At 73.4% G+C, this 26,220-nt stretch carries 24 protein-coding genes; 14 read left to right on the forward strand and 10 right to left on the reverse strand.

The genetic code is table 11. The features are described from left to right. Positions 1-390: 390 nt before the first annotated feature. The gene (locus F3L20_RS22350; RefSeq protein WP_150155883.1) at positions 391-1,236 is read left to right on the forward strand and encodes a DeoR/GlpR family DNA-binding transcription regulator; all 846 of its coding nucleotides are present in this window, start codon (positions 391-393) and stop codon (positions 1,234-1,236) included. Positions 1,237-1,294: 58 nt separating this feature from the next. Beyond that, complete coding sequence (locus F3L20_RS22355; RefSeq protein ID WP_150155884.1) at positions 1,295-1,765, forward strand: SRPBCC family protein; 471 nt, start codon at positions 1,295-1,297, stop codon at positions 1,763-1,765. Here F3L20_RS22355 and F3L20_RS22360 read toward each other — a convergent pair. After that, entirely contained in the window at positions 1,739-2,890 is a 1,152-nt protein-coding gene (locus tag F3L20_RS22360; protein WP_150155885.1) for a PLP-dependent cysteine synthase family protein, read from the reverse strand. The two genes, F3L20_RS22355 and F3L20_RS22360, sit on opposite strands and share 27 nt — an antisense overlap. 320 nt (positions 2,891-3,210) lie before the next feature. Between F3L20_RS22360 and F3L20_RS22365 the strand changes: the two genes are divergently transcribed. Next, positions 3,211-3,534 carry a hypothetical protein gene (locus F3L20_RS22365; protein ID WP_150155886.1) on the forward strand — a complete coding sequence of 108 codons (324 nt, stop codon included), beginning with the start codon at positions 3,211-3,213 and terminating at the stop codon, positions 3,532-3,534. Positions 3,535-3,717: 183 nt separating this feature from the next. After that, positions 3,718-4,263: an ATP-binding protein gene (locus tag F3L20_RS22370; protein WP_150155887.1), complete on the forward strand. Its 546-nt coding sequence runs from the start codon at positions 3,718-3,720 to the stop codon at positions 4,261-4,263. A 98-nt stretch (positions 4,264-4,361) separates the two neighbouring features. Here F3L20_RS22370 and F3L20_RS22375 read toward each other — a convergent pair whose 3' ends face one another. The 5 genes from F3L20_RS22375 to F3L20_RS22395 all read right to left on the reverse strand — a co-directional run bounded on the left by F3L20_RS22375 (position 4,362) and on the right by F3L20_RS22395 (position 9,849). Then, complete coding sequence (locus F3L20_RS22375; RefSeq protein ID WP_150157465.1) at positions 4,362-6,452, reverse strand: peptidoglycan recognition protein family protein; 2,091 nt, start codon at positions 6,450-6,452, stop codon at positions 4,362-4,364. Between the two features lie 287 nt (positions 6,453-6,739). Then, positions 6,740-7,006: an SHOCT domain-containing protein gene (locus F3L20_RS22380; protein WP_150155888.1), complete on the reverse strand. Its 267-nt coding sequence runs from the start codon at positions 7,004-7,006 to the stop codon at positions 6,740-6,742. A gap of 205 nt (positions 7,007-7,211) precedes the next feature. Beyond that, entirely contained in the window at positions 7,212-7,631 is a 420-nt protein-coding gene (locus F3L20_RS22385; RefSeq protein WP_150155889.1) for a PPOX class F420-dependent oxidoreductase, read from the reverse strand. Between the two features lie 50 nt (positions 7,632-7,681). Next, the gene (locus F3L20_RS22390) at positions 7,682-8,578 is read right to left on the reverse strand and encodes an NAD(P)-dependent oxidoreductase (protein ID WP_150155890.1); all 897 of its coding nucleotides are present in this window, start codon (positions 8,576-8,578) and stop codon (positions 7,682-7,684) included. Positions 8,579-8,610: 32 nt separating this feature from the next. Further along, positions 8,611-9,849, reverse strand: coding sequence for an ROK family protein (locus F3L20_RS22395; protein WP_150155891.1), 1,239 nt, complete (start codon positions 9,847-9,849; stop codon positions 8,611-8,613). A gap of 196 nt (positions 9,850-10,045) precedes the next feature. On the opposite strand from F3L20_RS22395, the gene F3L20_RS22400 reads away from it, so the two are divergent. Continuing rightward, positions 10,046-11,176, forward strand: a complete 1,131-nt coding sequence (locus tag F3L20_RS22400) for a methyltransferase (protein WP_150155892.1) — start codon at positions 10,046-10,048, stop codon at positions 11,174-11,176. Between the two features lie 152 nt (positions 11,177-11,328). Further along, the gene (locus tag F3L20_RS22405) at positions 11,329-13,167 is read left to right on the forward strand and encodes a glycoside hydrolase family 15 protein (protein ID WP_150155893.1); all 1,839 of its coding nucleotides are present in this window, start codon (positions 11,329-11,331) and stop codon (positions 13,165-13,167) included. 3 nt (positions 13,168-13,170) lie between these two features. Here the strand turns inward: F3L20_RS22405 and F3L20_RS22410 are convergent, their stop codons facing one another. Further along, positions 13,171-14,139, reverse strand: a complete 969-nt coding sequence (locus F3L20_RS22410) for a hypothetical protein (RefSeq protein ID WP_150155894.1) — start codon at positions 14,137-14,139, stop codon at positions 13,171-13,173. A gap of 179 nt (positions 14,140-14,318) precedes the next feature. Here F3L20_RS22410 and F3L20_RS22415 point away from each other — a divergent pair, with 179 nt between their 5' ends. Continuing rightward, positions 14,319-16,562: a heavy metal translocating P-type ATPase gene (locus F3L20_RS22415; RefSeq protein WP_150155895.1), complete on the forward strand. Its 2,244-nt coding sequence runs from the start codon at positions 14,319-14,321 to the stop codon at positions 16,560-16,562. 119 nt (positions 16,563-16,681) lie between these two features. Continuing rightward, positions 16,682-17,326 carry a phosphatase PAP2 family protein gene (locus tag F3L20_RS22420; RefSeq protein ID WP_145825938.1) on the forward strand — a complete coding sequence of 215 codons (645 nt, stop codon included), beginning with the start codon at positions 16,682-16,684 and terminating at the stop codon, positions 17,324-17,326. Between the two features lie 82 nt (positions 17,327-17,408). Here the strand turns inward: F3L20_RS22420 and F3L20_RS22425 are convergent, their stop codons facing one another. Beyond that, positions 17,409-18,167 (reverse strand): response regulator, encoded by a 759-nt coding sequence (locus F3L20_RS22425; RefSeq protein ID WP_150155896.1) that lies wholly within the window; start codon positions 18,165-18,167, stop codon positions 17,409-17,411. A gap of 223 nt (positions 18,168-18,390) precedes the next feature. Between F3L20_RS22425 and F3L20_RS22430 the strand changes: the two genes are divergently transcribed. From F3L20_RS22430 to F3L20_RS22440, 3 genes are read left to right on the forward strand one after another with little or no spacing between them, the layout of a single operon-like run. Then, the gene (locus tag F3L20_RS22430) at positions 18,391-19,374 is read left to right on the forward strand and encodes a Bug family tripartite tricarboxylate transporter substrate binding protein (RefSeq protein WP_167534716.1); all 984 of its coding nucleotides are present in this window, start codon (positions 18,391-18,393) and stop codon (positions 19,372-19,374) included. Continuing rightward, positions 19,371-19,928: a tripartite tricarboxylate transporter TctB family protein gene (locus F3L20_RS22435; protein WP_150155898.1), complete on the forward strand. Its 558-nt coding sequence runs from the start codon at positions 19,371-19,373 to the stop codon at positions 19,926-19,928. The genes F3L20_RS22430 and F3L20_RS22435 overlap by 4 nt, the downstream gene beginning before the upstream one ends. Before the next feature lies 1 nt (position 19,929). Then, positions 19,930-21,438, forward strand: a complete 1,509-nt coding sequence (locus F3L20_RS22440; RefSeq protein ID WP_150155899.1) for a tripartite tricarboxylate transporter permease — start codon at positions 19,930-19,932, stop codon at positions 21,436-21,438. Positions 21,439-21,505: 67 nt separating this feature from the next. Here F3L20_RS22440 and F3L20_RS22445 read toward each other — a convergent pair whose 3' ends face one another. Together F3L20_RS22445 and F3L20_RS22450 are read right to left on the reverse strand one after the other, a co-directional pair. Then, positions 21,506-22,219: a class F sortase gene (locus tag F3L20_RS22445; RefSeq protein WP_150155900.1), complete on the reverse strand. Its 714-nt coding sequence runs from the start codon at positions 22,217-22,219 to the stop codon at positions 21,506-21,508. Between the two features lie 130 nt (positions 22,220-22,349). Continuing rightward, positions 22,350-22,964 (reverse strand): hypothetical protein, encoded by a 615-nt coding sequence (locus F3L20_RS22450; protein ID WP_150155901.1) that lies wholly within the window; start codon positions 22,962-22,964, stop codon positions 22,350-22,352. Positions 22,965-23,215: 251 nt separating this feature from the next. Here F3L20_RS22450 and F3L20_RS22455 point away from each other — a divergent pair, with 251 nt between their 5' ends. From F3L20_RS22455 to F3L20_RS22465, 3 genes are all read left to right on the forward strand, one after another. Beyond that, on the forward strand, positions 23,216-24,379 hold the full coding sequence (locus F3L20_RS22455; RefSeq protein WP_145825945.1) for an MFS transporter: 1,164 nt from the start codon (positions 23,216-23,218) through the stop codon (positions 24,377-24,379). 139 nt (positions 24,380-24,518) lie between these two features. Beyond that, the gene (locus tag F3L20_RS22460; RefSeq protein WP_024885041.1) at positions 24,519-25,397 is read left to right on the forward strand and encodes an SDR family oxidoreductase; all 879 of its coding nucleotides are present in this window, start codon (positions 24,519-24,521) and stop codon (positions 25,395-25,397) included. Positions 25,398-25,451: 54 nt separating this feature from the next. Next, entirely contained in the window at positions 25,452-26,186 is a 735-nt protein-coding gene (locus F3L20_RS22465) for a maleylpyruvate isomerase family mycothiol-dependent enzyme (protein ID WP_150155902.1), read from the forward strand. Positions 26,187-26,220: the final 34 nt, after the last annotated feature.

Genomic DNA, 26,220 nt, shown 5'->3' on the forward strand with positions numbered 1-26,220 from the left:
CCCGTGGACCAGCAACTCCAGGGCGGCCCCGGACCCGGGGGGTCCGTCGTCGGGGCGTTCGCCGTCCTCGGCCGGTCTGTGCCGCTGTGTGTTCTCCACCGTGTCGCACTTCCCCCGTGACGCCCCGTCGGCTCCGTCCGTGCGCGACAGGATCTCGCGTGTCCTGACTGCGCACATCCCTCGTCACGTAATCTCCCCGATCCGTGTGACACGCACGCACCACGGGGCGTCCAGAAGTGCCATGTACGCGACGAGCCACCGGTGGCGCCGCCCGTGGCACGGCATGCGAGGATGGGACGTCCGCGCACCGGGGCCGGGTCGATGCCGCCCGACGCCGCGCACGTGCGGGTGTGTGTCGGACGGATGTGCGGCGAAAGGACCGGAGCGTACGTGAGCGAGAATCAGAACCTGCTCGCGGAGCAGCGGCGCACCCTGATCCTCGACGAGGTCCGGCGACGGGGCGGGGTCCGGGTCAACGAGCTGACCCGCAGGCTCGGCGTGTCGGACATGACGGTCCGCCGCGACCTCGACGCGCTGGCCCGGCAGGGCGTTCTGGAGAAGGTGCACGGCGGTGCGGTCCCGGTGGTCGAGGCCAGCACGCACGAGCCCGGTTTCGAGGCCAAGTCCGGCCTGGAGCTGACCGCCAAGGAGGACATCGCGCGCGCGGCGGCCGAGCTGGTCCCCCCGGGCGCGGCGATCGCCCTGTCGGGCGGTACGACGACGTTCGCGCTGGCTCACCGGCTGACCGACGTCCCCGATCTCACGGTGGTCACCAACTCGGTGCGGGTGGCGGACGTCTTCCACGCCGCGCAGCGCACCTCGGGCAGCCGGCCGGGGGTGGCCACGGTCGTCCTGACGGGCGGGGTGCGCACCCCGTCCGACTCGCTGGTGGGTCCGGTGGCCGACCAGGCGATCGCGGCGCTCCACTTCGACCTGCTGTTCCTCGGGGTGCACGGGATATCGGTGGAGGCGGGACTGTCGACACCGAACCTGGCGGAGGCCGAGACCAACCGGCGGCTCGTGCAGTCGGCCCGGCGGGTGGTCGTGGTCGCCGACCACACCAAGTGGGGCACCGTGGGCCTGAGTTCGTTCGCCTCGCTGGAGCAGGTCGACACCCTCGTCACGGACCCGGGACTGCCTCCCGGGGCGCGCGCGGAGGTGTCCGAGCATCTGCGACGGCTGGTGGTGGCGGGCGGGCCCGAGGAGCCGGAGACGGCGGAGACCGCCGACACCTGACCGGGGCAGCACCCCCTTCGCGCGCCCACGTCCGGTACGTGTCCGAGGAGTTGAGTCGATGGCCCACCGTCTGCGCCCCGAGGGGATCGGGTTCGCCGGCACGGCGCCCGTGCGGCTGGTCTTCGAACGGGAGGTCGCCGCCGCCCCGGAGGCGGTCTTCGGCGCGCTGGCCCGCGACGTCACCGGCTGGACGGCGTGGTTCCGCGCGGTGACTCTGTGCCGCCCGCTGGAGGGCGGCGCGGGCCGCGAGCTCCGTCTGCTGGGCGCGGCCCGGTTCCGCGAGACGGTCCTGGTGGCCGAGGAGCCCGAGGTGTACGCCTACCGCGTCGACGTGGCCAACGTGCCGGGCGCGCGTGCCATGGTCGAGGAGTGGCGGCTGCGGCCCGCCGGCACGGGCACGCGGGTGCGCTGGACGATGGCGGTCGACGGGAGCGCGCCGTTCCGGCTGGCGCTCAAGGCGTCCCGCCCGGGTCTCGCGGTGGGTTTCCGTGACGCCATGACCTCACTGGACCGCCGGCTCGCGAGATAGGCCGTCGGGCCAGACGCCGGTGCGCAGCAGGGAGTCGATCGCGGCCGAGTACGGCGTCACGTCCAGGCCCTGCCCGGCCAGCCAGGCGTCGGAGTAGTACTTGTCCAGGTAGCGGTCGCCCGGGTCGCACAGCAGCGTGACCACGCTGCCACGGGTGCCCTGCTCCACCATCTCCGCCACGATCTTCAGCGCGCTCCACAGCCCGGTGCCGGTGGAGCCGCCCGCCTTGCGGCCGATGACCTGCTCCAGTGCCCGTACGGCGGCCACGGCTGCCGCGTCGGGCACCTTCATCATCCGGTCGATCGCGCCGGGCACGAAGCTGGGTTCCATCCGTGGACGTCCGATGCCCTCGATGCGGGAGGCGCTGTCGCAGGAGACGTCCGGGTCGCCGGTCGTCCAGCCCGTGAAGAAGCAGGAGTTCTCCGGGTCGGCGACGCAGACGCGGGTGTCGTACTGCATGTAGTGGACGTAGCGGGCGAGGGTCGCCGAGGTGCCGCCGGTCCCGGCGGTGGCCACGATCCACTCCGGCTGCGGGAATCGCTCGCTCCGCAGCTGACGGAAGATCGACTCGGCGATGTTGTTGTTGCCCCGCCAGTCCGTGGCCCGTTCCGCGTAGGTGAACTGGTCCATGTAGTGGCCCCCGGTCTCCGCCGCCAGGGCGGCGGACGCCTCGTACATCGTGCGGGGGTCGTCCACGAAGTGGCACCGTCCGCCGTGGAACTCGATCAGGCGGCACTTCTCGGCGCTCGTCGTGCGGGGCATGACGGCGATGAAGGGCACGCCGATCAACTTGGCGAAGTAGGCCTCGGACACGGCCGTCGAGCCGCTGGACGCCTCGATCACGGGGCGCCCCGGCCGGATCCAGCCGTTGCACAGGCCGTACAGGAACAGCGAGCGGGCCAGCCGGTGCTTGAGGCTGCCCGTGGGATGGGTCGACTCGTCCTTCAGGTAGAGGTCGATGCCCCACTCCTCCGGCAGCGGGAAGAGCAGCAGATGGGTGTCCGCGGAGCGGTTGGCATCGGCCTGCACCCGGCGCACGGCCTCTTTCAGCCAGGCCCGGTAGGCGTGGTCGCTGCGGTCGACGTCGAGGGTGGCGCCGGTCAGGGTCTGTTGGGGAGTGCTCACGACAGGGCTCCTTACACTGAGCGCCGACGGCGTCCCGCGCGGCCGACACACCGATCATAAGCACCCTCAGCACCGCCTCTCACCTGCATAAACACATCTTTGGGGCCCTCAAAGGCACCCCTGGGGCCGGGGGGCGCGAGGAGGCGGGGCGCATTGGCGAGAGTGCCCCCCGCGCCCCGGGCGCCGGGGGTACGGGCACTGGCGCTCGGCGGCGGGGACGGGCAGACTGCACCGGCGGGAGCAAGGGCACACTGGTTCTGGACAGCAGCCGGCCCGCGGAGCACGGTCCGGCACACCGACGCGCACAGAGGGGGCGGGGCATGGCGGAGCCGGAGTTCACGGCCACGGGCGTGCGGATCGGCCGGCGGCTGCGTTCGCTCACCCGGGCCGGACAGGTCCGGATCAGCGACGGGCGGCTGGAGTTGCTCACCAGCTACGGCACCGAGATCGACAGCGCGCCGGTGCAGGCCGTCCGGGCGACGCGGCCCTGGTTCGCGCCCGACGACCGGGCGCTGGCCGACCTCAACGGCCACCGGTACCTGCTCACCCTCGGGGACCACGACCCGGCACCCGGGCAGCCGGGTCCGCCGGCGGCCCGGCGCTTCATCGAGGCCGTTCGCCGGGCGGCGGGGCGCGGCGCCTGAGATGTCCGCGAGTTGCGCCACCCCACCCCCTGCGTCACGCTGTTCTCACGTCACTCTGGGTTTACCGGCGATAACGCTGCGAACCAGCCCGCCGGCCACGACAGCAGGCGGCAGCGTCACGCAGGCGCCCTGCTGGATCCGTACTCCGTGTTCTTCCGGACCTCACGTCGGGGAGTCGCAGCCGTGATCAGTCACCCAAGCAGGCACTGCACGGTGGAGCTCCAAGCCCTGCCGTCGCGGATCGGCCAGGTCCGCAGAATCGTATCTGCGCAATTGCGCTACTGGCATATGGACCCCCTGATAGACCGGGCCTCGCTCGGTGTGACAGAGCTCTTGTCCAACGTCCACCGACACGCACAGCCCGACAAGACATGCACCGTCGAGATGGAACTGCTGCTCGACCGGCTGAAGGTGTCGGTGCATGACCACGATCCGCGGCTGCCGGTCGTCGCGGACGCCGGACCGCTCGCCACGTGCGGGCGCGGTCTGGCGATGGTGGCCGCCATGAGCGAGAGCTGGGGCGTGCTGCCGGACGGCGAGTCCGGCAAGGTCGTGTGGTTCACACTGCCGACGTCCGCGGCGACCGCCCCGGTGGCCTGGGACCGGCGCCCGGTGCACACCGCCGCCGAACCGGCCGAGCCCCGGTTCACGGAGGTCGCGCTCGTCGACCACGTCTCCGACGTCCGACGGGCCGAACCCGCTCCCGCCCGGTCCGCCGTTCCCGGCTGACCGGGCGGGGAGGCAGCGGCGCCCCGCCGGGAGCGCGGCACCCCGCGGCCCCGTGGTCCGCGGGGTGCCGCGGCCGGACGGCGGCGCGCGGGGGACCTCTACCTGAGGTAGACGAGTCCGTCCGTGGTGACGGTGGGCCGGCCGCTCGTGCCCACCACCACGATCTTGACCGTGTGCTTGGCGTTGGCCGACCACGACTTCGTCCAGATCGCCTGGCGGTAGCTCGTGGTCGCCGACCTCAGGTCCACCGTGGCGGCCTTCACGCCGTCGACGTACACGTACGCCTGGCCCGAACTCGACGCCCGGGACACCACCCAGGCCGCCGAGCGGCCGGTGAACGTCCACGTCAGGCTCGCGCCCTTGGACGCGCTGGAGTACGACCTGCCGCCGAGGTAGCTGGAAGAGGTGCGCGCGCTCCAGCTGCCCGTCCTGACCGCCGCGCTCTCCTGGAGGATCACCGGGGTGTAGGTCGCGGAGGCGTTGCGGTAGTTGCCGGCGTAGTCGTACGCCCGCATCGACCAGGCGGCTGCCGTGCCTGGCTTCGCGGTGCGGTTGGAGAGGTAGGCGGCGGCGCTGAAGGTGGCGGTTGCCGGGGACAGCAGCTGCACCTGGCGCAGGGCCTGGTCGTCGGCCGCCTTCCAGCGCAGGGCGACCGGGACGGAGCCGGTGTTGACGGTGCCGGTGCGCAGGGCCAGCGTGGGCGGGCCGGTGAACGTCGGCGCGGTCGTCTCCGCCACGACGGTCAGCGGGGCCGTGGTCGTCGTCGTGCCGGACTGGTGGGTCGCGCGCACGGTCACGGTGTGGGTCCCGGTGGCCAGGGCGAGCCGCTTGGCGTAGCCGGCGCCCGAGGTGGCGGCGACGGCCTGGCCGTCGACGAGCACCTCGTACCTCTTGATCAGCGCGGCCGGTGTGGTGGCCGACCAGCGCACGACGGGCGTGCCCTTGGTGTAGTACGTCGAGCCCTTCGCGGCCGCGTCGGTGAGGGACACGATCTTCAGGCCGGCGACCGGCCCCGCCGCCCAGGCGCGGACGGTCGGCAGCTGCGCGTACAGGGCGTCGCCCGGGCACTGGGTGTTGAATCCGTCGCGGTGGGCGGAGACGCGCTTGAACGTGTACGCCGTGCCCGACGTGAAGCTGGTGCCGAAGTAGTTCTTCTGCGTCGCGCCGGCGGTGAGCTGGACGCTGCCGGACGGGTCGGCGCCGTACTGGCCGAGCTTCCAGGCCGACACGCGGGCGACGGCGGTGAGGGCGGCGTCCGAGGCGGCGGTGGAGCCGTACTCACCGAGCACCGCGATGCCCGCCGACTCACGGTTGAAGCCGTAGGTGTGGGCGCCCAGTACGGGCCGGTCGATGCCGCCCTTGCGGCCCTCGAAGACCGTCCCGCACTTGTCGACGAGGAAGTTGTAGCCGACGTCGTTCCACTTGTTGACCTCCGTGTGGTACGCGTAGATGCCGCGCACGAGGGAGGCCGACTCCGCACAGTCGTAGTCGTTGGCGCCGTCGGTGTGGTGGACGAACACCGCCTTGACGTCGGCGTTGTACTCCGACGGGTCGGGGCTCTTCGACTCGTCGGCGCCCCAGTCCGCACGCGAGGTGACCGGCGGCTGTGGCACGGTCGACGGCGGCGCGGTGGGCTCCGGGGACGGGGACGGGCTCTCGTCGGCGACGAACGCGGCCGGCTCGGGCGCGCTCATCCGCGTCTCGGCCTCGGTCACCACACCCGGGTCGACCAGGTTGACCTCGAGGCCCTTGGGCAGGGCCGCGGTCGTGCCGTCCTCGCGGGCGACCCGGGCCTCCACACCGTCGGAGGGCCCGACCCACAGCGGGTGGGACGCCCCGCGCATGCCGGCCTCCGGCTTCTCCGGCGGGGCGGCGTCCAGCTCCAGGTCGTGCCAGGCCCCCCAGGCGCCGGTCTCCAGGCTGCGGGTGCGCACCTGCGCGGTGCCCTCCAGCGGCTTGAGCGCCCCCGTCCAGGAGACGCCGACGAGGGAGAACTGCTCCGTCTCGGTGCGCGGCAGCTTGCGCTCGTCGGCCGCGGAGCCCTGCAGGGTCAGGTCGTAGACCTCGACCGGCCTCCGGTCCTGCCCGGCGGCCTCGGGTCCTCCGGAGGGGCTGGCCGTGGCGTAGGTGACCACGCCCCCGCCCCCGAGGACCACGGCGCCGAGCGTCAGCCACGCCCGGCGTTTCAGGCTCAGCGGTCTGTAGGCGTGCGACACGGCACGACGGCGTCGCGTACTGCGGCTCAAAGGATTCCCCACCCCGGTGAAGCGGCCCGGACGGGCCGACGGAAGCTGCGGCGGTCACAGGGGGCTCGATGGCCCCACGGGACGCCTCACTCCGTGCAGCGCGCCGCCCCTCTTAACCGTCACAGCAGACAGGGGTGATCCACATCACCCTGCCCTGCGGCGCCGCGCCGGACCGCCGGTGGTCCCCCACGGCGGCGGTCCGTCCACGGGCGGCCGTGGCCGTGTCCGGCTCAGTCCCGGCTGCCGAAGTGCTCCTCCAGCACGGACAGGCGGCGCCAGTACTCGTCCTCGTCGATCTCGCCGGAGGCGAAGCGGCGGCCGAGGACGGCGACGGGCGAGTCGGCCCGTGCGGCGGGCCCGTGCGGTCCGCGCCGGCCGCGCCACCCCGTGCGCCGCAGCAGGGTGATGCCGAGCCCGACGACCAGGGCCCAGAACAGGGGGAACAGCAGGATCCACGGGCCGGGCCCGCCGTCACCGAAGTGCGCCAGCGTCTCCATGATCGTTCAACTCCTCGGGTGCGGTGTCCCGTCGCCCCTCGGCGACACTTCGAGACTCGCCCCGGGAGGGGGGTCCGGTCGTCGTACGGCCGGCGGCACCCGGCGTACCGCCCGGGGAGTACGCAGGGGTGAACGGCTGCTCCGCGCCCTCCGCGAAAGGCGAGGGCCCCGGACCCACCGGTCCGGTGCGTCCGGGGCCCTCGGCTCAGCCGGTCTGGTCGCTGTCCTTCATGGCGCCCCAGCCGTGCCAGCGCTCGACCTCCACCCACGCGCTCACCCGGCGGCGCTCGCGGTCGGGGTACGGCGAGCCGCCGTAGTGGCGGGAGAGGCGGTCGATGTCGGCCAGGTCCTCGTCGTCGTACATCTCGGTCACGCGGCCGAGGAGGGTGACGTGGGTGTACCAGTCGTCCTCGGCGAGGACGGTGAGCGTGACGCGCGGGTCACGGCGGATGTGGCCCAGGCGGACCCGGCCCTCGTCGAAGTTGACCAGCGCGCGGCCGTCCTCCCACAGGTACCAGGTGGGGGTGGAGACGGGCGCGCCGTCGGAGCGCAGGGTCGCCATCACGCAGGGATTGGGCTTGCGCAGCAGCGCGTCGGCCTCGGGCGGCAGCGGGGGCTTGGACACAGGGAACTCCTCGCGGTCGTGGGGGGATCGGAAGGATGGGTGGGGGGTGGTCAGGCGGAGGCCGCAGGCCCGTCGTCGAAGCTGGCGTAGTAGGCGGCGGCCATGTCCTCGTCGCCGTGCCCCGCGCGCGCGGCCCGCTCCAGGCGGCGGGCGCTCGCGGCGGCGACGTCGAGCCGTACGCCGCCCCGCTCACCGGCCCGCACGATCAGCGCGGCGTCCTTCGCGGCGGTCTTCACGGCGAACTGGGCCGGGGACAGCCGCTCCTCGAGGATCAGCTGGGCCTTCGCGTGCAGATAGCCCATGTCGAGCGGTCCACCGGCGATGAGGTCGAAGAAGGCGTCCGGTGCGACGTCGAGGGCGCCGGCCAGGGCGAGGGTCTCGCCCGCGGCGGCGGTGGCCGCGAGCACCCAGCTGTTGGCGACCAGCTTCAGCCGGGTGGCGCTCGCCGCCGCGCCGTCCTCCCCGGTCCACACGGTGCGGGCACCCACCGCGTCGAACACCGGGGTCACCGTGTCCCGGCCCGCGGCGGGCCCGGCGGCGAGCACCGTGAGCTGTCCTTCCTCGGCGGGGCGGCGGGTGCCCAGCACCGGGGAGTCGTAGAAGTGCAGGCCGTGTTCGCGGGCGAAGGCGGCCAGTTCGGCGACGTCCTCGATGCCGCTGGTGGTGCCCTGCGCCCAGGCGGTTCCGGGGCGCAGGGCGGCGGCGGCGGCGCGCACGGCCTCCAGGGCGGCGGGGCCGTCGTACAGCATGGTCAGCACCACGTCGGCGGACTCCACCGCCTCGGCGGGGGTGCCGGCGACGTGGGCGCCGTCGGCGGCCAGCGGCTCGGCCTTCGCGCGCGTCCGGTTCCACACGCGGACGGTGTGCCCCGCGCGGGCCAGGTTGCGGGCCATCGCGGCACCCATGATGCCGGTGCCCAGGACACTGACGGTGAGCTTGTCGGTCATGCGGTCGGCCTTCTGTCGGTCGGTACTCGTCCTTACCCCAGTGCCCCAAGAGGATCGTCCAGCACCGGCTGCCAGGCCAGCTCCGCCGCGCCGACCAGACTGTTGTGATCCAGGGTGCAGGCGAGGATGGGTACGCCGCCACTGCGTCCCCACAGGCTGCGCTCGGCGACGACGGCGCGCAGCCGGTCCGGGTCGGCCTCCAGCAGGGTGCGGTGCAGCCCGCCGAGGATGATGCGGTCCGGGTTGAGGATGTTGACCAGTCCGGACAGACCGAGGCCGAGCCGGTCGACGAGCTGTTCGGTGGCGCGGCGCACGTCCGGGTCGTCGTACTGCCCGCGGATCAGGTCGTCGGCCTGCTTCAGCAGCGACATCTCCGGGCCCGGCTCGCGTCCCGCCGCGGTGAGCAGGGCGAGCGGGTCCGCCTCGACGTCCAGACAGCCCCGGCTGCCGCAGTGGCAGGGGCGCCCGGCCGGGTTGACGGCGAGGTGGCCGACCTCCAGGGCGAGGCCCGAACTGCCCGTGTGCAGACGGCCGTCGAGCACCAGCGCGCCGCCGACACCGCGGTGGCCGGTGGCCACGCACAGCAGGTCGCGCGAGCCCCGCCCGGCGCCGTGCCGGTGCTCGGCGAGGGCGGCGAGGTTGACGTCGTTGGCCGCGAAGGCGGGGCCGTGGAGGCCGGCGGCGCGCACCTGCTCGGCGAAGATCTCCCGCACCGGCGCCCCCGCGGGCCAGGCCACGTGCAGGGGGTTCAGCGCCAGTCCTTCCGGTTCGGCGACCGCCGAGGGCACCGCGAGTCCGGCGCCCACGCACCGCCGTCCGGTCTCCCGCAGCAGCTCGGCGCCGGCCGCGACGACGGAGCCGAGGACCTTCGCCGGGTCGGCGTCGACGACCTCGCTGCCGGGCGCCGTGGCGACGATCCGGCCGCCGAGTCCGACCAGGGCCGCGCGGTAGCCGTCGGCGTGGATCTGCGCGGCGAGCGCCACGGGGCCGTCCTCGGCGACGGACAGCCGGTGCGAGGGGCGTCCCTGGGATCCCGCGGCGGCGCCGGGCCGGGCGTCCACACGGATCAGTCCGAGCGCCTCCAGCTCGGCGGCCACCGCACCGGCCGTGGCCCGGGTGACGCCGAGCTCCGCGGTGAGTACCGCGCGGGTCGGGGCGCGTCCGGTGTGCACGAGCTCCAGCGCGGGTCCGAGCGCACCGCGCCCGCGTTCCAGCCGCGTCCTGGAGGTGGTCCCTTCCCCCGCCGGCCGGGGGTCCGCCTTCCCGCTCATGACGGCGAGTCTCCCATGATCCGCTACGGCCCCGGACGACAGGCGGCCGACGTGCCGGGCGGCGCCCCGGCGCCCGGCACCGGCGGTCCGGCACGGGTCACTCTCCCCCCGGGGCGTGCGCCCCCGGCGGCCCCGCCGTCCGCCGGGCCGCGCTGAGCTGCGGCTCGGCTAGCCTGGCTGCACGATGAACGACCGTATGACGACTCCGTGGGGCGAGCCGGTGCTGACCCGCTTCCCCGAGGACCCGCGGGACAGGCTGCGCGCCTGGGACGCGTCCGACGAGTATCTCCTCAGGCATCTCGCCGACCGCCGGCCACCGTTGTCCGGCACGGTCGTGGTCGTCGGCGACCGGTGGGGCGCGCTGGTCACGGCGCTCGCCGCGCACCGCCCGACGCAGATCACCGACTCCTGGCTCGGGCAGGAGGCCACCCGCGCCAACCTCGCCCGCAACGGTGTCGAACCGGGCGCGGTCCGGCTGCTCACCACGCAGGACGCCCCGCCGGGGCGGATCGACGTGCTGCTGGTGCGGGTGCCCAAGAGTCTGGCGCTGCTGGAGGACCAGCTGCTGCGGCTGGCGCCGTCGGTGCACGCGGACACGGTCGTGGTGGGCACCGGCATGGTGAAGGAGATCCACACCTCGACACTGGCCCTCTTCGAGCGGATCCTCGGCCCGACCCGGACCTCCCTGGCCGAGCGGAAGGCCCGGCTGATCTTCTGCACGCCGGACCCCGCGCCGGCGCGTCCGGCGAACCCGTGGCCGTACCGCTACACGTTGCCGCAGGACGTCGGGCCCGTCTCGGGCCGGACGGTCGTCAACCACGCCGGGGTGTTCTGCGCGGACCGGCTCGACATCGGCACCCGGTTCTTCCTGCGGCACCTGCCCGCCGGCCGGGGCGGCCGGGTGGTCGACCTGGGCTGCGGCAACGGCGTGGTGGGGACGGCGATGGCGCTGGCCGACCCGAACGCCGAGGTGCTGTTCGTGGACGAGTCCTTCCAGGCGGTCGCCTCGGCCCAGGACACCTACCGGGCGAACGACGTGAACGGACAGGCCGAGTTCCGGGTCGGCGACGGCCTGGCGGGCGTCCCGGCGGGCAGTGTCGATCTGGTGCTCAACAACCCGCCCTTCCACTCCCACCAGGCGACCACCGACGCCACGGCCTGGCGGATGTTCACCGGCGCCCGCCGCACCCTGCGTCCCGGCGGCGAACTGTGGGTGGTCGGCAATCGGCACCTGGGCTACCACGTGAAGCTGCGCCGGCTGTTCGGCAACAGCGAGGTCGTTGCGTCGGACCCGAAGTTCGTGGTCCTCAGGGCCGTACGCCGCTAGCTCCCCCCGGGACGGACGTATCCCCTGGTCGGAAGCCCGTGGACGGCGGTTCCCCCCGAGCCCGCCGGGCCACGGGCCGTCGCCGGCCGGGCCCCGTCGGGCGTGGGCTGCCTAAGCTGGTGGAAGCACGTGCGCCGGCCGAGGAGGCTGCGATGGACGGGACGACGGCCCAGCAGAGGGACGGATCGGGACCCCGGCGGTACATGCCGATCGCCGATCACGGGCTGATCGGCGATCTGCGCAGCGTGGCACTGGTGGCGACCGACGGCACCATCGACTGGTACTGCGTCCCGTGCTTCGACGCCCCGAGCGTGTTCGCCGCGCTCCTGGACGCCGACCGGGGCGGCTGCTTCGAACTGGCGGCCGCCGTGCCGGCCCGCACCAAGCAGTTCTACTTCCCCGACACCAACGTGCTGATCACCCGCTACTACACCGAGGACGGCGTCGGTGAGGTGCAGGATTTCATGCCCGTGTCCGGCGAGTCCGTCGAGGAGGGCCGGCACCGGCTGATCCGGCGGGTGCTGTGCGTCCGCGGCTCACTGCCGTTCCGCGCCCGCGTGGCGCCCCGGTTCGGCTACGCGACGCAGCCGCACACCGTACGCGTCACCGGGGACGTGGCGGTCTTCGCCTCCGAGGACCTGGACCTCGCCCTCACCTCCACCGTCGCGCTGGAGCAGGACGGGCCCGACGTACGGGCCGACTTCAAGCTCGCCGAGGGCGAGACGGCCGTGTTCGCCCTGGACCAGCTCGGTGACGAGCTGGCACCGCGCGGGTGCGCGCACAGGGAGGCGGAGGAGGAGTTCGCCGCCACCGTGCGCTACTGGCGTGACTGGCTGTCCTCCTCGCGTTACCGGGGACGCTGGCGGGAGATGGTGCACCGCTCCGCCCTCACCCTGAAGCTGCTCACGTACGCGCCCACCGGGGCGATCGTCGCGGCGCCCACCACCAGCCTGCCGGAGGAGTTCGGCGGTGAACGCAACTGGGACTACCGGTACATGTGGGTACGCGACGCGGCGTTCTGCGTGTACGCCATGCTGCGGCTGGGCTTCACCGAGGAGGCCGAGGCGTTCATGGCGTTCGTCTCCCGGCACATCAGCCCGGGCGACGCCAAGCCGTCGGGCCCGCTGCAGATCATGTACGGCATCGACGGCCGTACCGATCTGCCGGAGCGCACGCTGGACCACCTGGAGGGCCACCACGGCTCCACGCCGGTCCGGGTCGGCAACGCGGCGGCCGACCAGCTGCAACTGGACGTCTACGGCGCCCTGATCGACTCGATCTACCTCTACGACAAGTGGGCCGAGCCGATCTCGAGCGAGCAGTGGGACCATGTGACGGCGCTGGTGGACTGGGTGTGCACGCACTGGGACCAGCCCGACGAGGGCATCTGGGAGACGCGCGGCGGGCGGAAGAACTTCCTGTACTCGCGGCTGATGTGCTGGGTGGCGATCGAGCGCGGCGTACGGATGGCACGCCGCCGCGGTCTGCCCGCCGACCTGCCGCGCTGGATGGAGTTCCGGGACACGATCTACCGGCGGATCATGACCGACTGCTGGTCGGACGAGCTGCAGGCGTTCGTCCAGCACGAGGGCGGGGAGGTGCTGGACGCCGCGCTGCTGATGATGCCGATGTCGAAGTTCATCGCGCCGAAGGACCCCAGGTGGCTGTCCACGCTGGACTGTCTGACCCGGGAGCTGGTCTCGGACTCGCTGGTCTACCGCTACGACCCGCAGGTGAGCCCCGACGGACTGCACGGCGAGGAGGGCACGTTCTCCATCTGCTCGTTCTGGTACGTCGAGGCGCTGACCCGGGCCGGGCGGCTCGACGAGGCCCGGCTGGCCTTCGAGAAGATGCTCACCTACGGCAACCATCTGGGCCTGTACGCCGAGGAGATCGGCCACACCGGCAACCAGCAGGGCAACTTCCCGCAGGCGTTCACCCATCTCGCCCTGATCAGCGCCGCGTACAACCTGGACCGGGCGCTGGGCTGAGGCTCAGTGGCCGTGGCCGTCGGAGTGTTCCGGTGTGTCGCCGTGGCCGGCTGAGGTGCTCGGCCGGGGCTGCTCGGCGGCTGTCTCGCCCGCCTCGACGGTGAAGGCGGCGGTGCGGACGACTCCGTCGTGCTTGAAGTCCAGGAACAGGCGGTAGCTGCCGCCGCTCGGCGCGGTCGCCGTGAAGGACACGTGGGGTCCGGGCTCGGTGCTGCCGTCGCCCGGTGCGCCCTCGGGGTGGACGTGCAGATAGGCGAGGTCCCCGGCCCGCAGGGCGACCAGGTGGCCGTAGGCGCCGAGGTAGGGCTGGAGGTCGGTGACCGGCCTGCCGTCGCGGGAGACGGTCAGGCGCAGTTCGCCCGCCCGGCCGGGCCGCAGCGTCCCGGTCAGCTCGACGTCGTAGCCGTCGACGTGGGCCGTGGCGGCCGGTCGCGGCAGGTCCTGGGGCGTGTAGGGGCCGGAGGCGGCCAGGTCGGCGCCGAGGGTGAGGTTCTCCGCGCCCTGCCGGTCCGGGGTGAAGTCGGCGAACACCCGGTACCCGCCGGCGCGTGACAGGTCGGTCCGTGTGCTCCAGGTGCCGTCGGCGGCGCGCACGGGGTGGAGGTGGCGGTAGGTCACCAGGTCGCGGGAGGCCACGATGAGGTGCAGTTCCTTGTCGTGCTCGCGGCGGTACTCGGTGACCGGCCGGCCGTCCGCGTCGCGCACGGTGAAGCGCAGCTCGGCCCGCTGACCGGCGGTGACAGCCGGGGTCTCGAGGTCGAGGGTGTAGCCGTCCTCGGAGATCTGCAGCCCGCCGGCCGCCACGGCGGCGTGCGCGCCCCCGTGTTCCCGCTCCCCCGACGGATGTCGCGCCTCGTGGGTCTGCGGGCGGTCCTGGACCACCGGGTCGAAGGCCTGGCCCACGCCGTAGGCGGTGCCGAACGTGGCGGCCAGGGCGGCGGCGAACGTGGCGGTCTTCAGTCCGGTCTTCATGTCCGTCTCTCCCCTGGAATTGCGGCCCGTGACCCAACCACGAGCCGATCGACACAGCTCACGATACCCCTAGGGGGTACCAAGTCAAGCCAGCGAACACCTTGCGAGAGATACCCTACCGGGGTATACACCTATCCCATGCTCGATACCCCCGCCCCGTACCCGCTAGGAGCCACGCCATGACCGTCCGCCCGACCGCCGCCCCCGCCGAGGTGGAACTCTCCATCGGGGGCATGACCTGCGCCTCGTGTGCCGCGCGGATCGAGAGGAAGCTCAACCGGATGAAGGGCGTCACCGCCACGGTCAACTACGCCACCGAGAAGGCCCGGGTCTCCTACGACGACGGGGTGACCGTCCCCGACCTGATCGCCACGGTCGAGGCCACCGGGTACACCGCCCGCGAACCCGCGCCTCCCGAGGAGCCGCCCGCCGACGGACCGGACGAACTCCGGCCGCTGCGCGAGCGGCTGATCACGGCCGTCGTGCTGTCGGTGCCCGTGATCGCGATGGCGATGGTCCCGGCCCTGCAGTTCGAGTACTGGCAGTGGCTGTCGCTGACGCTCGCGGCGCCGGTCGTGACGTATGCCGCCTGGCCGTTCCACCGGGCCGCCCTCACCAACGCCCGCCACGGCGCGGCCACCATGGACACGCTGATCTCGGTCGGCACGTCGGCCGCGTTCCTGTGGTCGCTGTGTGCCCTCTTCCTCGGCACCGCCGGCACGCCGGGCATGACGCATCCCTTCGAGTTCACCGTGGCCCGCTCGGACGGCACCGGGAATCTCTACCTGGAGGCGGCGGCGGGCGTCACGGCGTTCATCCTGGCCGGCCGCTACTTCGAGGCGCGCGCCAAGCGCAGGGCCGGAGCCGCCCTGCGCGCACTGCTGGAACTGGGCGCGAAGGACGTCACCGTCCTCCTCCAGGACGGCCGGGAGGAGACCCGTCCCGTCACCGCGCTGGCGGTCGGCGACCGCTTCCTGGTCCGCCCGGGCGAGAAGATCGCGACCGACGGCACCGTCGTCGAGGGGTCCTCCGCGGTGGACGCGTCGATGCTCACCGGGGAGTCCGTGCCCGTCGAAGTCACGAGCGGCGACCAGGTCACGGGCGCCACGGTCAACGCGGGCGGCCGTCTCGTCGTGGAGGCCACGCGGGTCGGCGCGGACACGCAGCTCGCCCGCATGGCGCGGCTGGTCGAGGACGCGCAGAACGGCAAGGCGTCCGCCCAGCGGCTCGCCGACCGGATCTCCGCGGTCTTCGTCCCCGTGGTCATCGCGCTCGCCCTGGCCACGCTGGGCTTCTGGATCGGCAACGGCGCCGGTGCGACGGCCGCGTTCACCGCCGCCGTGGCCGTCCTGATCATCGCCTGCCCCTGCGCGCTCGGCCTCGCCACGCCGACCGCGCTGATGGTCGGCACCGGACGCGGCGCCCAGCTCGGCATCCTCATCAAGGGGCCGGAGGTGCTGGAGTCCACCCGCCGGGTCGACACGGTGGTCCTCGACAAGACCGGCACCGTGACCACGGGCCGTATGAGCCTCCTGGCCGTCCACCCCGCCGAGGGCACCGACGCGACGGACGTCCTGCGGCTCGCGGGCGCGGTCGAGCACCCCTCGGAACACCCGATCGCCCGCGCCGTCGCCGACGCCGCACGGGAGAAGCTGGGCACCCTGCCCGTCCCGGAGGACTTCGCCGCCGTCCCCGGACTGGGCGCCCAGGGCGTCGTCGAGGGCCACGCGGTCCTGATCGGCCGCCCCCGGCTCATGGCCGACTGGTCCCTGACCGTCCCCGGAAGCCTGCGCCGCGCCCTCGACCGGGCGGAGGCGGCCGGCCGCACCGCCGTCCTGGCCGCCTGGGACGGCGAGGTCCGCGCCGTGCTGGAGATCGCCGACACCGTCAAGGAGACAAGCCCCGAGGCGGTGCGACGCCTGCGCGCCCTCGGACTGCGCCCGGTCCTCCTGACGGGCGACAACGAGGCGGTGGCCCGGTCCGTGGCCCACGAGGTGGGCATCGCACCCGACGACGTGTTCGCGGAGGTGCTGCCCCAGGACAAGGTGGACGTCGTCAAGCGCCTTCAGTCCGAAGGGCGTTCGGTCGCCATGGTCGGCGACGGCGTCAACGACGCGGCGGCCCTCGCCCAGGCCGACCTGGGGCTGGCGATGGGCACCGGCACGGACGCGGCGATCGAGGCCGGCGACCTCACCCTGGTCCGGGGCGACCTGCGGGCCGCGGCGGACGCCGTCCGGCTCGCCCGCCGCACCCTCGGCACCATCCGCTCCAACCTGTTCTGGGCGTTCGCCTACAACGTCGCCGCGCTGCCGCTCGCGGCGGCCGGGCTGCTCAACCCCATGATCGCGGGCGCGGCCATGGCGTTCTCCTCGGTGTTCGTGGTGGGCAACTCGCTGCGGCTGCGGACGTTCCGGGCGGCCTGAACCGCGGACGGGTGGGGCGGGCGGGTCCGGCGCGTGGATCTTGCGTACCGTGGGCACCCGGTGCGTCCCGCCCCAGGGGGCGGGTACGCCACTCGACGATGTCACCGCGGGAGAGACAGATGAGCGAGCCGCCCACCGACCGGAACGTCACGAGACCCGTACCGCCCGCCGACGGCCTGCGCAGGGTCGCCGCCGCGGTGCTGAGCGACCTCAGAGCGGTGGACGGCGCCCTGTACGCGGCGGTCGCCGCCACTCCGACGCCGACCCTCGACCGTGCGTTGCGCCGGCTCTCCCACGCGGCCGACCACTCCAAGATCTCGTTCGCCATCGCCGGCGCGCTGGCCCTCGCGGGCTCCCGCCCACGCCGTGCGGCGCTCGCCGGCGTCGGGGCCGTGGCGGTGGCCTCGGCGTCGGCGAACCTGCTGGGCAAGCGGCTGGTGCGCCGTGACCGTCCGGACCGGGAGGCGGCCCGGGTGACGGTGGACCGGCATGTACCCATGCCCATGTCGGCGTCGTTCCCCTCCGGGCACACGGCGTCCGCGGTCGCCTTCGCGACGGCGGTGGGGACGGTGCTGCCGGCCGCGTCGGTGCCGCTGGGGGCGTTGGCGGGGGCAGTGGGGTACTCCCGCGTCCATACGGGGGTGCACTATCCGGGGGACGTGGCGGCGGGCGCGGTCCTGGGCGTCGCGAGCGCGGCGACGGCACTGGCGGTGGCGTCATCCCGCTTCCCGGCGTCGTTCCCACGGGGACCGCGGCGCGGCTGAACCGGGGGCTGGACCGCCCGGGCGCTCCTCATCGGCACAGGGAGCGCCCGGCTCCTTCCGGGGAGCGCCGGCCCGCCCGGCCCTAGGCTCCGCCCCGCACCCGAGACGACGCCGCCTGCACCCCTGCGGCCCGAGCCCTGGGCACCACCCACCGGTACCGCCGCTCAGGCCGCCCCGTGGCCCCGTACCGCAGCGACACCTCCGCCACCCCCACCGAGTGGAAGTACTCCAGATAGCGACGGGCGCTCACGCGCGACACCCCGGTCAGCTCCGCGCACTCACTCGCCGACAGACTCCCGTCCGCCTCCCGCAGCGTCCGCTCGATCAGCCCGGCGGTCTCCGCGCTCATCCCCTTGGGCAGCACCGGCGAGACGGGCATCGTCGCCGTCCCCGCCAGCACCCGGTCGACGTCCGCCTGCCCCCGTACCACCGTGTCCCGCATCCGCCCGCGCTGGACGGCGTACCGCTCCAGACGTCCCCGCAGGTCCGTGAAGTCGAAGGGCTTCAACAGGTAGTCGACGACGCCGTGCCGCACCGCGCCGCGCACCGCCTCCGCCTCCCGGGCGGCGCTGATGACCATGACGTCGCAGTCGTGTCCGGCGGCGCGCAGCCGGGGGATGACGTCGAGACCGAACACGTCGGGCAGATACAGATCGAGCAGCACCAGACCGGGACGGAGTTCGTCCACCGCGGCGACGGCCTGCTCTCCGCTGCCGGCGACGCCCACCACCCGGAACCCGTCGACCCGTTCGACGTACGCCCGGTGCACCCGCGCCACCCTGAAATCGTCGTCGACCACGAGCACCGCGATGGTGTCGGCCGCCCCCTCCCCGTCCCGCATACCGCCATCATGACGCCCACCCCCACCGCGGCAAAGAGCTGCGGGAGAGCTGCGGAACTCCTGCACGGCACACGCGCCCCGTGGACACAACGACCACAACCTCCATTGCTTCCGTAACCGCGACAGCCCGCCCCCACCCCGGCACCATGTGGCCCGCGTCACCCTCCCCTCCCCGGGATCCGACGTGCATTCCAGACGACCCGACCGACAGGTGGTGGCACTCGTGCGCCTGCGCACACCCCTGGCCCTGCTCGGAGCCGCCCTGCTCGTCCTCGTGGGCCCCCCGCTGCTCACGACCGGCAGCGGCACCGACAGCGGCACCCACATCCCGGGCCTGCGCCTCATGGTCCCCAACACGCCGGGCGGCGGATACGACATCACCGCGCGTACGGCCGCGAAGAACGCCGAGGACGCCGGACTCACCCGTTCCGTCGAGGTGTTCAACCTGCCCGGGGCCGGCGGCACGGTCGGCCTGACCCGCCTGGTCGGCGAGCGCGGCAACGGCAAGCTGGCGATGTCGATGGGGCTCGGCGTGGTCGGCGCCGTCCGCTCCAACGACGCGCCCCGCACCCTCGCGGACACCACGCCCATCGCCCGGCTCACCGAGGAGCAGGACGTGGTGGTGGTCGCCAAGGACTCCCCGTACCGGACCGTCGACGGCCTGATCCGGGCCTGGAAGGAGAACCCCGGCCGGCTGCCGGTGGGCGGCGGCTCCTCCCCCGGCGGCCCCGACCACCTGGCGCCGATGCTGATGGCGCAGGCGGCGGGGATCCCGCCCAAGAACGTGAACTACATCCCCTTCGACGGGGGAGGCGAACTGCTCGCCTCGATCCTCGGCAACAAGGTGGCCTTCGGCGTCTCCGGGGTCGGCGAGTACCGCGACCAGATCGAGGCCGGCGAACTGCGCCTGCTCGCGGTGACCGGACCCGAGCGCGTACCGGGCCTCGACGCGCCCACCCTCAAGGAGTCCGGTTACGACGTGGAGTTCACGAACTGGCGGGGCGTCGTCGCCCCGCCGGGCCTCACCGACGCCGAACGCGGCAGGCTCGTCCGGCTGCTGGAGGAGCTGCACGACTCGAAGGAGTGGCAGGAGTCGATGGAGCGCAACGGCTGGGACGACGCGTTCCTGACCGGCGACGAGTTCGGCGCGTTCCTCGCCGCCGAGGACGAGCGCGTGGTCTCGGTACTGAAGGAGCTCGGCCTGTGACGAAACCCACCGCATCCCCGCCCCCCTCGACCCCCGGCACCCCCGACGCCCCCCACACGTTCCGCTCCTGGCTCCACGACCGCTCCGAACTGGGCGTCAGCGTCCTCCTCCTGGCCCTCGGCGTCCTCGTCCTCACCGACGCCCTCACCATGGACGTCGACATCACCCAGCGCGGCCCCGTGGGACCGAGGACCGTGCCCGTCGTCGTCGGCATCGGACTGCTCATCGTCGCCACCCTCCTCGCCATCGACGTGCTGCGCGGCGGCCGGGGCCAGGCGGAGGCCGGTGAGGACATCGACCTGACCGAACCCGCCGACTGGCGCACCGTGCTGCTGCTCTCCGGGGTGTTCCTCGGCTCCGCCGTCCTCATCGAGCCGCTCGGTTTCCCCGCCGCGGGCGCCCTGCTCTTCTGGGGCGCCGCCTTCGCGCTGGGCAGCCGCAGAGCGGACCGCGACCCGCTGATCGCGGCGGTGCTCTCGCTGTTCACCTACGCCCTGTTCGACAAGCTGCTCGGAGTGCCGCTGCCCGGCGGTCCGCTGATGGGAGTGCTGTGACGTGAATGCCCTCAACTCCCTCCTGGACGGCTTCGGTACGGCCCTCACCCCGCTCAATCTGCTCTGGGCGGCGGTCGGCGTGCTGCTCGGCACGGCCATCGGCGTCCTGCCCGGCATCGGCCCGGCGATGGCGGTGGCCCTGCTGCTGCCGGTGACGTACGGACTGGAGCCGACCGGCGCGTTCATCATGTTCGCCGGCATCTACTACGGCGCGATGTTCGGCGGGTCGACGACCTCGATCCTGCTGAACACGCCCGGCGAGAGCGCGGCCGTCGTCGCGGCCATGGAGGGCAACCCGATGGCGAAGTCGGGGCGCGGCGCGCAGGCCCTCGCGGCCGCCGCCATCGGCCACTTCGCGGGCGGCATGGTGGGGACGGTCCTGCTGGTGGCGCTGGCGCCGACGGTCGCCGACCTGGCGGTGGACATCGGCGCCCCGGACTATTTCGCCATCATGGTGCTCGCGTTCATCGCCGTGACCTCGGTCCTCGGTTCGTCGCGGATCCGGGGTCTGGCCTCGCTGCTGATCGGTCTGACGATCGGCCTGGTGGGCCTGGACCAGATGACCGGACAACAGCGGCTGACCTTCGGTTCGCTGCAACTCGCCGACGGCGTGGACGTGGTGATCGTCGCGGTGGGTCTGTTCGCGATCGGTGAGGCCCTGTGGGTGGCGGCCCATCTGCGGCGCCGGCCGCCGGACCCGATCCCGGTGGGCCGGCCGTGGCTGGGCCGCGCGGATCTGCGGCGCACCTGGAAGTCCTGGGCGCGCGGCCCGTTCATCGGTTTCCCGTTCGGCGCGATCCCGGCGGGCGGCGCGGAGATCCCGACCTTCCTGTCGTACGTGACGGAGAAGCGGCTGTCGAAGCACAAGGACGAGTGGGGCAAGGGCGCGATCGAAGGGGTGGCGGGCCCCGAGTCGGCGGCGTCCGCCTCGGCGGCGGGCACGCTGGTGTCGATGCTGACGCTGGGCCTGCCGACCACGGCGGTGGCGGCGGTCATGCTGGCCGCGTTCCAGCAGTACGGCATCCAGCCGGGCCCGCTGCTGTTCGAACGCGAACCCGACCTGGTGTGGGGCCTGATCGCCTCGCTGTTCGTCGGCATGGTGCTGCTGCTGGCGCTGAACCTGCCGCTCGCCCCGGTGTGGGCGAAACTGCTGCGCGTCCCGCGGCCGTACCTGTACGCCGGGATCATGTTCTTCGCAGCGGTGGGCGCGTACGCCGTCGGCGGTGAGGTGATCGACCTGGTGCTGCTGCTGGTCATCGGGCTGATCGGGTTCGGCATGCGGCGCTACGGCCTGCCGGTGCTGCCCGCCGTCATCGGTGTCATCCTCGGTCCGGCCGCCGAGCAGCAGCTCCGCCGCGCACTGCAGATCAGCGACGGAAGCGTCGGCGGTCTGGTCGACACGCCGTTCTCGGTGACGGTGTACGCCGTCGTGGCGCTCCTGCTCGCCTGGCCGCTGATCCGCACGATGCTGCCCCGCCGCCGCACACCGGCACCTGACCGGAGCGCCTGAGCCGTCGAACGACGGTCGAACTTCCCGGGGTCGGGCCGGGACGCCGACGGCGTCCCGGGCGTCGCTCTCAGACGAGGTGGGCGAAGACCACCAGGTTCTCGGTGTAGTCCTTGGCGGTGCGGTCGTAGTCGCCGGCGCAGGTGATGAGCCGTACCTGCGCGTCGGGGGTGTCGGCGTACACGCGCTCGTCTGGGAAGTCGTCCTTGGCGAAGGACTCCGTCTCGTCGACGACGAAGGTGGCACTGGTGCCGTCGGCGCGCTGCACGCGGAAGCGGTCGCCCTTCTCCAGTTCGCCGAGGCGCGCGAAGACGGCGGCTGAGGTGGTGGTGTCCACGTGCCCGGCGACGATCGCCGTGCCGAGCTCACCCGGCGAGACGCCCTTGGCGTACCAGCCGACGAGGTTGGTGTTGTGGGCCGGCGGCGGTTCGAGCTGCCCCTTGCTGTTGATCGCCAGGGCGGTGAAGGGGGCGTCGACGCCGATGGACGGGATCTGCAGCCTGGTCGGCCTGGACCGCGGCAGCTGTTTCGCGGGCGACTGCGTGGGAGCGGGACCGCTCTCGGCCGGCCCGGTGGAGGTCTCGGCGGACGGTGCCGTCGCGACCGCGCGGGAGGCGTGCGGTCCGTGGGCGTCGTCGGGTGGGTCCTCGCCGCCGCCCATCAGCGTGGTGGCCAGCAGCAGGCCGGCGCCGCCCCAGAAGACCGCGGTCATGACGGCGCGCAGTCTTCGCCTCGTCGGCGACGCCGGGTCGGTACGGTCGGGAGTGGGGGGACTGGCCGGCATCGGGGAAACCACCTCAATCGGGCACTGCGGGGGGCACGGCGGAAGGGACGTCTGGTGAGGGGGCGGGCGGGGCCGTCGTGACGCGCGGGTCGCCTGGGACGGCCCCGGCCGCTATGACGCCGGGCATGGCTCAGGCCATGTCCCCGGAGGCCTTCTTGCGGCGCAGCGCGAAGGCGCCGGCGCCGAGGGCCGCGAGCGCGGCCAGGCCGCCCGCGGTGACACCGGGCTGCGAGGCGAGACCGCCGCCGCCGGTGTGCATGCCGCCGCGCGGCTTCTCGTGCTTCCACTCCTTGTCCTGCTTGCCGCTCCAGGACTCCTCGCTCTCGGAGTCCTCCTTGTCCTTGTAGGTCTCGGGGTCGTACTTCGGGTCCTTGGCGGTGCCCCAGTCGTCGCCGCTCACCGTGGTCAGGGCGCCGCCACCGGTGTGCACCCCGCCGTGCGGCTTGTCGTGCTTGTTCCCCTCGTCGTGCTTGCTCTCCTTGTCGTACTCCTTGCTGTACGAAGACTTGTCGTGGCCCTCGTCGCCGCTCACCGTGGTCAGGGCGCCGCCACCGGTGTGCACCCCGCCGTGCGGCTTGTCGTGCTTGTTCCCCTCGTCGTGCTTGCTCTCCTTGTCGTACTCCTTGCTGTACGAAGACTTGTCGTGGCCCTCGTCGCCGCCGTGGTCGGCGTAGGCCGCGGGGGCGGCGATGGCGAGAGCCGCCGTGGCCGTTGCGGTGGCGAGCACCATGCGGGCAGAGCGCATCTGAGAGTCCTTCCGCTGGAGGCCGGGCAGCTGACTCCGCGTCAGCACGGATCTCCCGATCTCCGGCGTGATCCACGCTCAGTCATGTCGTGCGGTCCCACCATCCGGGACGATCACACGGGTTACCCCCGCCACCCCTCCGGCGGTGCGCGCCCCCCTTCTGCCGGTCGCGAGGGCTTCTTGCCCCGGGCGACGGCGCCCCCTAGCCTGCTTTTGTGCCGCTGATAAACAAAACCCGTTCGCACAGTGCCGTGCCGGGTACCGACCTCGTCCGACTCCGACTCGCCCTGACCGCCTTCTTCGCCCTGGACGGCTTCGTCTTCGCCGGCTGGGTGGTGCGCATCCCCGCCATCAAGGAGCAGACCGGGGCGTCCGCGAGCGCTCTGGGCCTCGCCCTGCTGGGGGTGTCCGCCGGGGCCGTGATCACCATGACGCTGACCGGCCGGCTGTGCCGCCGGTACGGCAGTCATCTGGTCACCGTGGTCTGCGCGGTGCTGCTCAGCGTCAGCGTCGCCCTGCCGCCGCTCACCCACTCCGCGCCCGCGCTCGGCGCCGTCCTGCTGGTGTTCGGCGCGGCCTACGGCGGCATCAACGTCGCCTTCAACAGCGCGGCCGTCGATCTGGTGGCCGTCCTGCGGCGCCCCATCATGCCCAGCTTCCACGCCGCGTTCAGCCTGGGCGGCATGGTCGGCGCGGGGCTGGGCGCCCTGGTCGCCGGCTCCCTCTCCCCCACCCCGCACCTCACGGGGCTCGCCGTGATCGCCCTGCTGGTGACGGCGGTGGCGGGGCGGGCGCTGATGCGGTGCGAACCGCTGACCCCGGCCGACGGGGGACGGCCCGCGGAGGGCGCCGCGCCCCGGCGGGACCGCCGCACCCGGGCCCTGGTCGTCGTCTTCGGCCTCATCGCGCTCTGCACCGCCTACGGGGAGGGGGCGCTGGCCGACTGGGGAGCGCTCCATCTCGAACAGGACCTCGACGCCTCGCCGGGCGCGGCGGCCGTCGGCTATCTGTGCTTCGCGCTCGCCATGACCGTCGGGCGGCTGAGCGGCACCACGCTGCTGGAACGGCTGGGCCGGACCCGCACCATCCTCGCGGGTGGCTCCACGGCGGCGGCCGGCATGCTGCTCGGCGCGCTGGCGCCGTCCCTGTGGGCGGCCCTGCTGGGCTACGCGGTCACCGGTCTCGGTCTGGCCAACCTCTTCCCCGTGGCGGTCGAGCGGGCCGGCGCGCTGGCCGGCCCCAGCGGGGTGGCGACCGCCTCCACACTGGGCTACAGCGGGATGCTGCTCGGCCCGCCCGCCATCGGTTTCATGGCGGACTGGTTCAGCCTCCCGGCGGCCCTCACCAGCGTGGCGGCGCTGGCGGCGGTGGCCACCACCATCGGCTTCGTCACGCGCCGCGTGAACACGGACTGAGAACAGGGGCCGTCCCGGCGGCGGGTCCGTCGGCGGGCCGGGGTGGATCGACGGCCGGTGTCGGGGTACCCGGTCGTCGGCGTCCGCCCGTCCGACCGGCGGCGCCGGCAGCGACCACCGCGTGGACCCGGGAGAGAACGTGAGCGAGCAGCAGAACCCCGTCGACCAGCACCCCACCCCCGACTTCCCGTCCCAGGACCAGCCGCACCCGGGCTGGACCGGCCCCATGGACCCGCCGCCGGACCACGGTGAGGACTCCTACCGGGGCAGCGGGCGGCTGGCCGGCCGTACGGCCGTGATCACGGGCGGGGACTCCGGCATCGGCCGCGCGGTGGCCCTGGCGTTCGCCCGCGAGGGCGCCGACGTGCTCTTCACGTACCTGGACAGCGAGAAGGACGAGGCGGACGAGACCGCGCGCTGGGTCGAGGAGGCCGGCCGACGTGCCGTGGCCGTCTCCTGCGACATCCGGGAGGAGGAGAACTGCCGGGCGCTGATCGACCGCGCGGTCTCCGAGTTCGGCGGCATCGACATCCTGGTGAACAACGCCGCGTACCAGATGTCGCAGCCGGACGGCATCGAGGCGATCACCACCGAGCAGTTCGACCGGGTGGTGCGGACCAACCTCTACGGCATGTTCTGGCTGTGCAAGATGGCCGTGCCGCACATGCGGGAGGGCGGCAGCATCATCAACTCGGCGTCCGTGCAGGCCTACAAGCCGAGCCCGCACCTGCTGGACTACGCGACCACCAAGGGCGCCATCGTCACGTTCACCCAGGGGCTGGCGCAGATGCTGATCGAGCGGGGCATCCGGGTCAACGCCGTGGCGCCGGGGCCGGTGTGGACGCCGCTGATCCCGGCGACGCTGCCGGACACCGCCGAGTTCGGCAAGCAGGCCCCGATCGGGCGTCCGGCCCAGCCCGCCGAGATGGCCCCGGCGTACGTCTTCCTCGCCTCGCAGGAGGCGTCGTACATCACCGCCGAGATCGTGAACGCGACGGGCGGGACGCCGCTGCCGTAGGGAACGGCGGAAAAGGATCACCGCGCGGGCCGTCCGTGCGGCAGACTCCCGGCCATGGAGACTGCCTGGTACCTGGACATACTGGAGGACGAGGGCCGGTCGCTGGCCGACGCCGCGGAGCAGGCCGGACCGGACGCGCCCGTTCCGGCCTGCCCGGAATGGCGCGTCCGGGACCTGCTGCGGCACACCGGTGTGGTGCACCGGTGGGCGGCGGCCTTCGTCGCGGACGCGTGCACCACACCCCGCCCGATGGGTGAGGAACCGGACCTGGACGGCCCGGAACTGATCGCCTGGTACCGCGCCGGGCACCGCCGCCTCCTCGACACGCTCACCGGGGCGCCGGCCGACGTCGAGTGCTACACGTTCCTGCCCGGGGCGGTCTCCTCGCTGAACTTCTGGGCACGCCGTCAGGCGCACGAGACTGCCGTCCACCGGTACGACGCCGAGGCCGCGCGCGGTGGCCGGCCGGCCCGCTTCGGCACCGAGTTCGCGGTGGACGGCGTCGACGAGTTGCTGCGCGGCTTCCACGCGCGCCGCAGGAGCCGGGTCCGCACCCCCGAGCCCCGTGTCCTGCGGGTACGGGCGACGGACGCCGACGCGGTGTGGACCGTGCGGCTGTCACCGGAACCGCCGGTGACCACGCGGGACGCGGCCGGGGAGGCGGAGTGCGAGGTGTCCGGTCCGGCCGCCGAACTGTACCTCTCGCTGTGGAACCGGGTGCCGCTGCCGAAGGTGTCGGGCGACCCGGCGCCGGCCGCGCTGTGGCGGGAGACGTCCGCGGTCGTCTGAACGCCCGCTTGTCCGCCGGCCGTGCGGCTGTTTC

Origin of the sequence: Streptomyces tendae, from assembly GCF_008632955.1 — a bacterium.
Lineage (GTDB): Bacteria > Actinomycetota > Actinomycetes > Streptomycetales > Streptomycetaceae > Streptomyces.

Bases quoted from the DNA above. Each gene is read 5' to 3' on its own strand.
- F3L20_RS22355 (WP_150155884.1), top strand. From the start codon at position 1,295: ATGGCCCACCGTCTGCGCCCCGAGGGGATCGGGTTCGCCGGCACGGCG.
- F3L20_RS22365 (WP_150155886.1), top strand. From the start codon at position 3,211: ATGGCGGAGCCGGAGTTCACGGCCACGGGCGTGCGGATCGGCCGGCGG.
- F3L20_RS22380 (WP_150155888.1), bottom strand. From the start codon at position 7,006: ATGGAGACGCTGGCGCACTTCGGTGACGGCGGGCCCGGCCCGTGGATC.
- F3L20_RS22390 (WP_150155890.1), bottom strand. From the start codon at position 8,578: ATGACCGACAAGCTCACCGTCAGTGTCCTGGGCACCGGCATCATGGGT.
- F3L20_RS22395 (WP_150155891.1), bottom strand. From the start codon at position 9,849: ATGAGCGGGAAGGCGGACCCCCGGCCGGCGGGGGAAGGGACCACCTCC.
- F3L20_RS22400 (WP_150155892.1), top strand. From the start codon at position 10,046: ATGACGACTCCGTGGGGCGAGCCGGTGCTGACCCGCTTCCCCGAGGAC.
- F3L20_RS22405 (WP_150155893.1), top strand. From the start codon at position 11,329: ATGGACGGGACGACGGCCCAGCAGAGGGACGGATCGGGACCCCGGCGG.
- F3L20_RS22410 (WP_150155894.1), bottom strand. From the start codon at position 14,139: ATGAAGACCGGACTGAAGACCGCCACGTTCGCCGCCGCCCTGGCCGCC.
- F3L20_RS22415 (WP_150155895.1), top strand. From the start codon at position 14,319: ATGACCGTCCGCCCGACCGCCGCCCCCGCCGAGGTGGAACTCTCCATC.
- F3L20_RS22420 (WP_145825938.1), top strand. From the start codon at position 16,682: ATGAGCGAGCCGCCCACCGACCGGAACGTCACGAGACCCGTACCGCCC.
- F3L20_RS22425 (WP_150155896.1), bottom strand. From the start codon at position 18,167: ATGCGGGACGGGGAGGGGGCGGCCGACACCATCGCGGTGCTCGTGGTC.
- F3L20_RS22445 (WP_150155900.1), bottom strand. From the start codon at position 22,219: ATGCCGGCCAGTCCCCCCACTCCCGACCGTACCGACCCGGCGTCGCCG.
- F3L20_RS22450 (WP_150155901.1), bottom strand. From the start codon at position 22,964: ATGCGCTCTGCCCGCATGGTGCTCGCCACCGCAACGGCCACGGCGGCT.
- F3L20_RS22465 (WP_150155902.1), top strand. From the start codon at position 25,452: ATGGAGACTGCCTGGTACCTGGACATACTGGAGGACGAGGGCCGGTCG.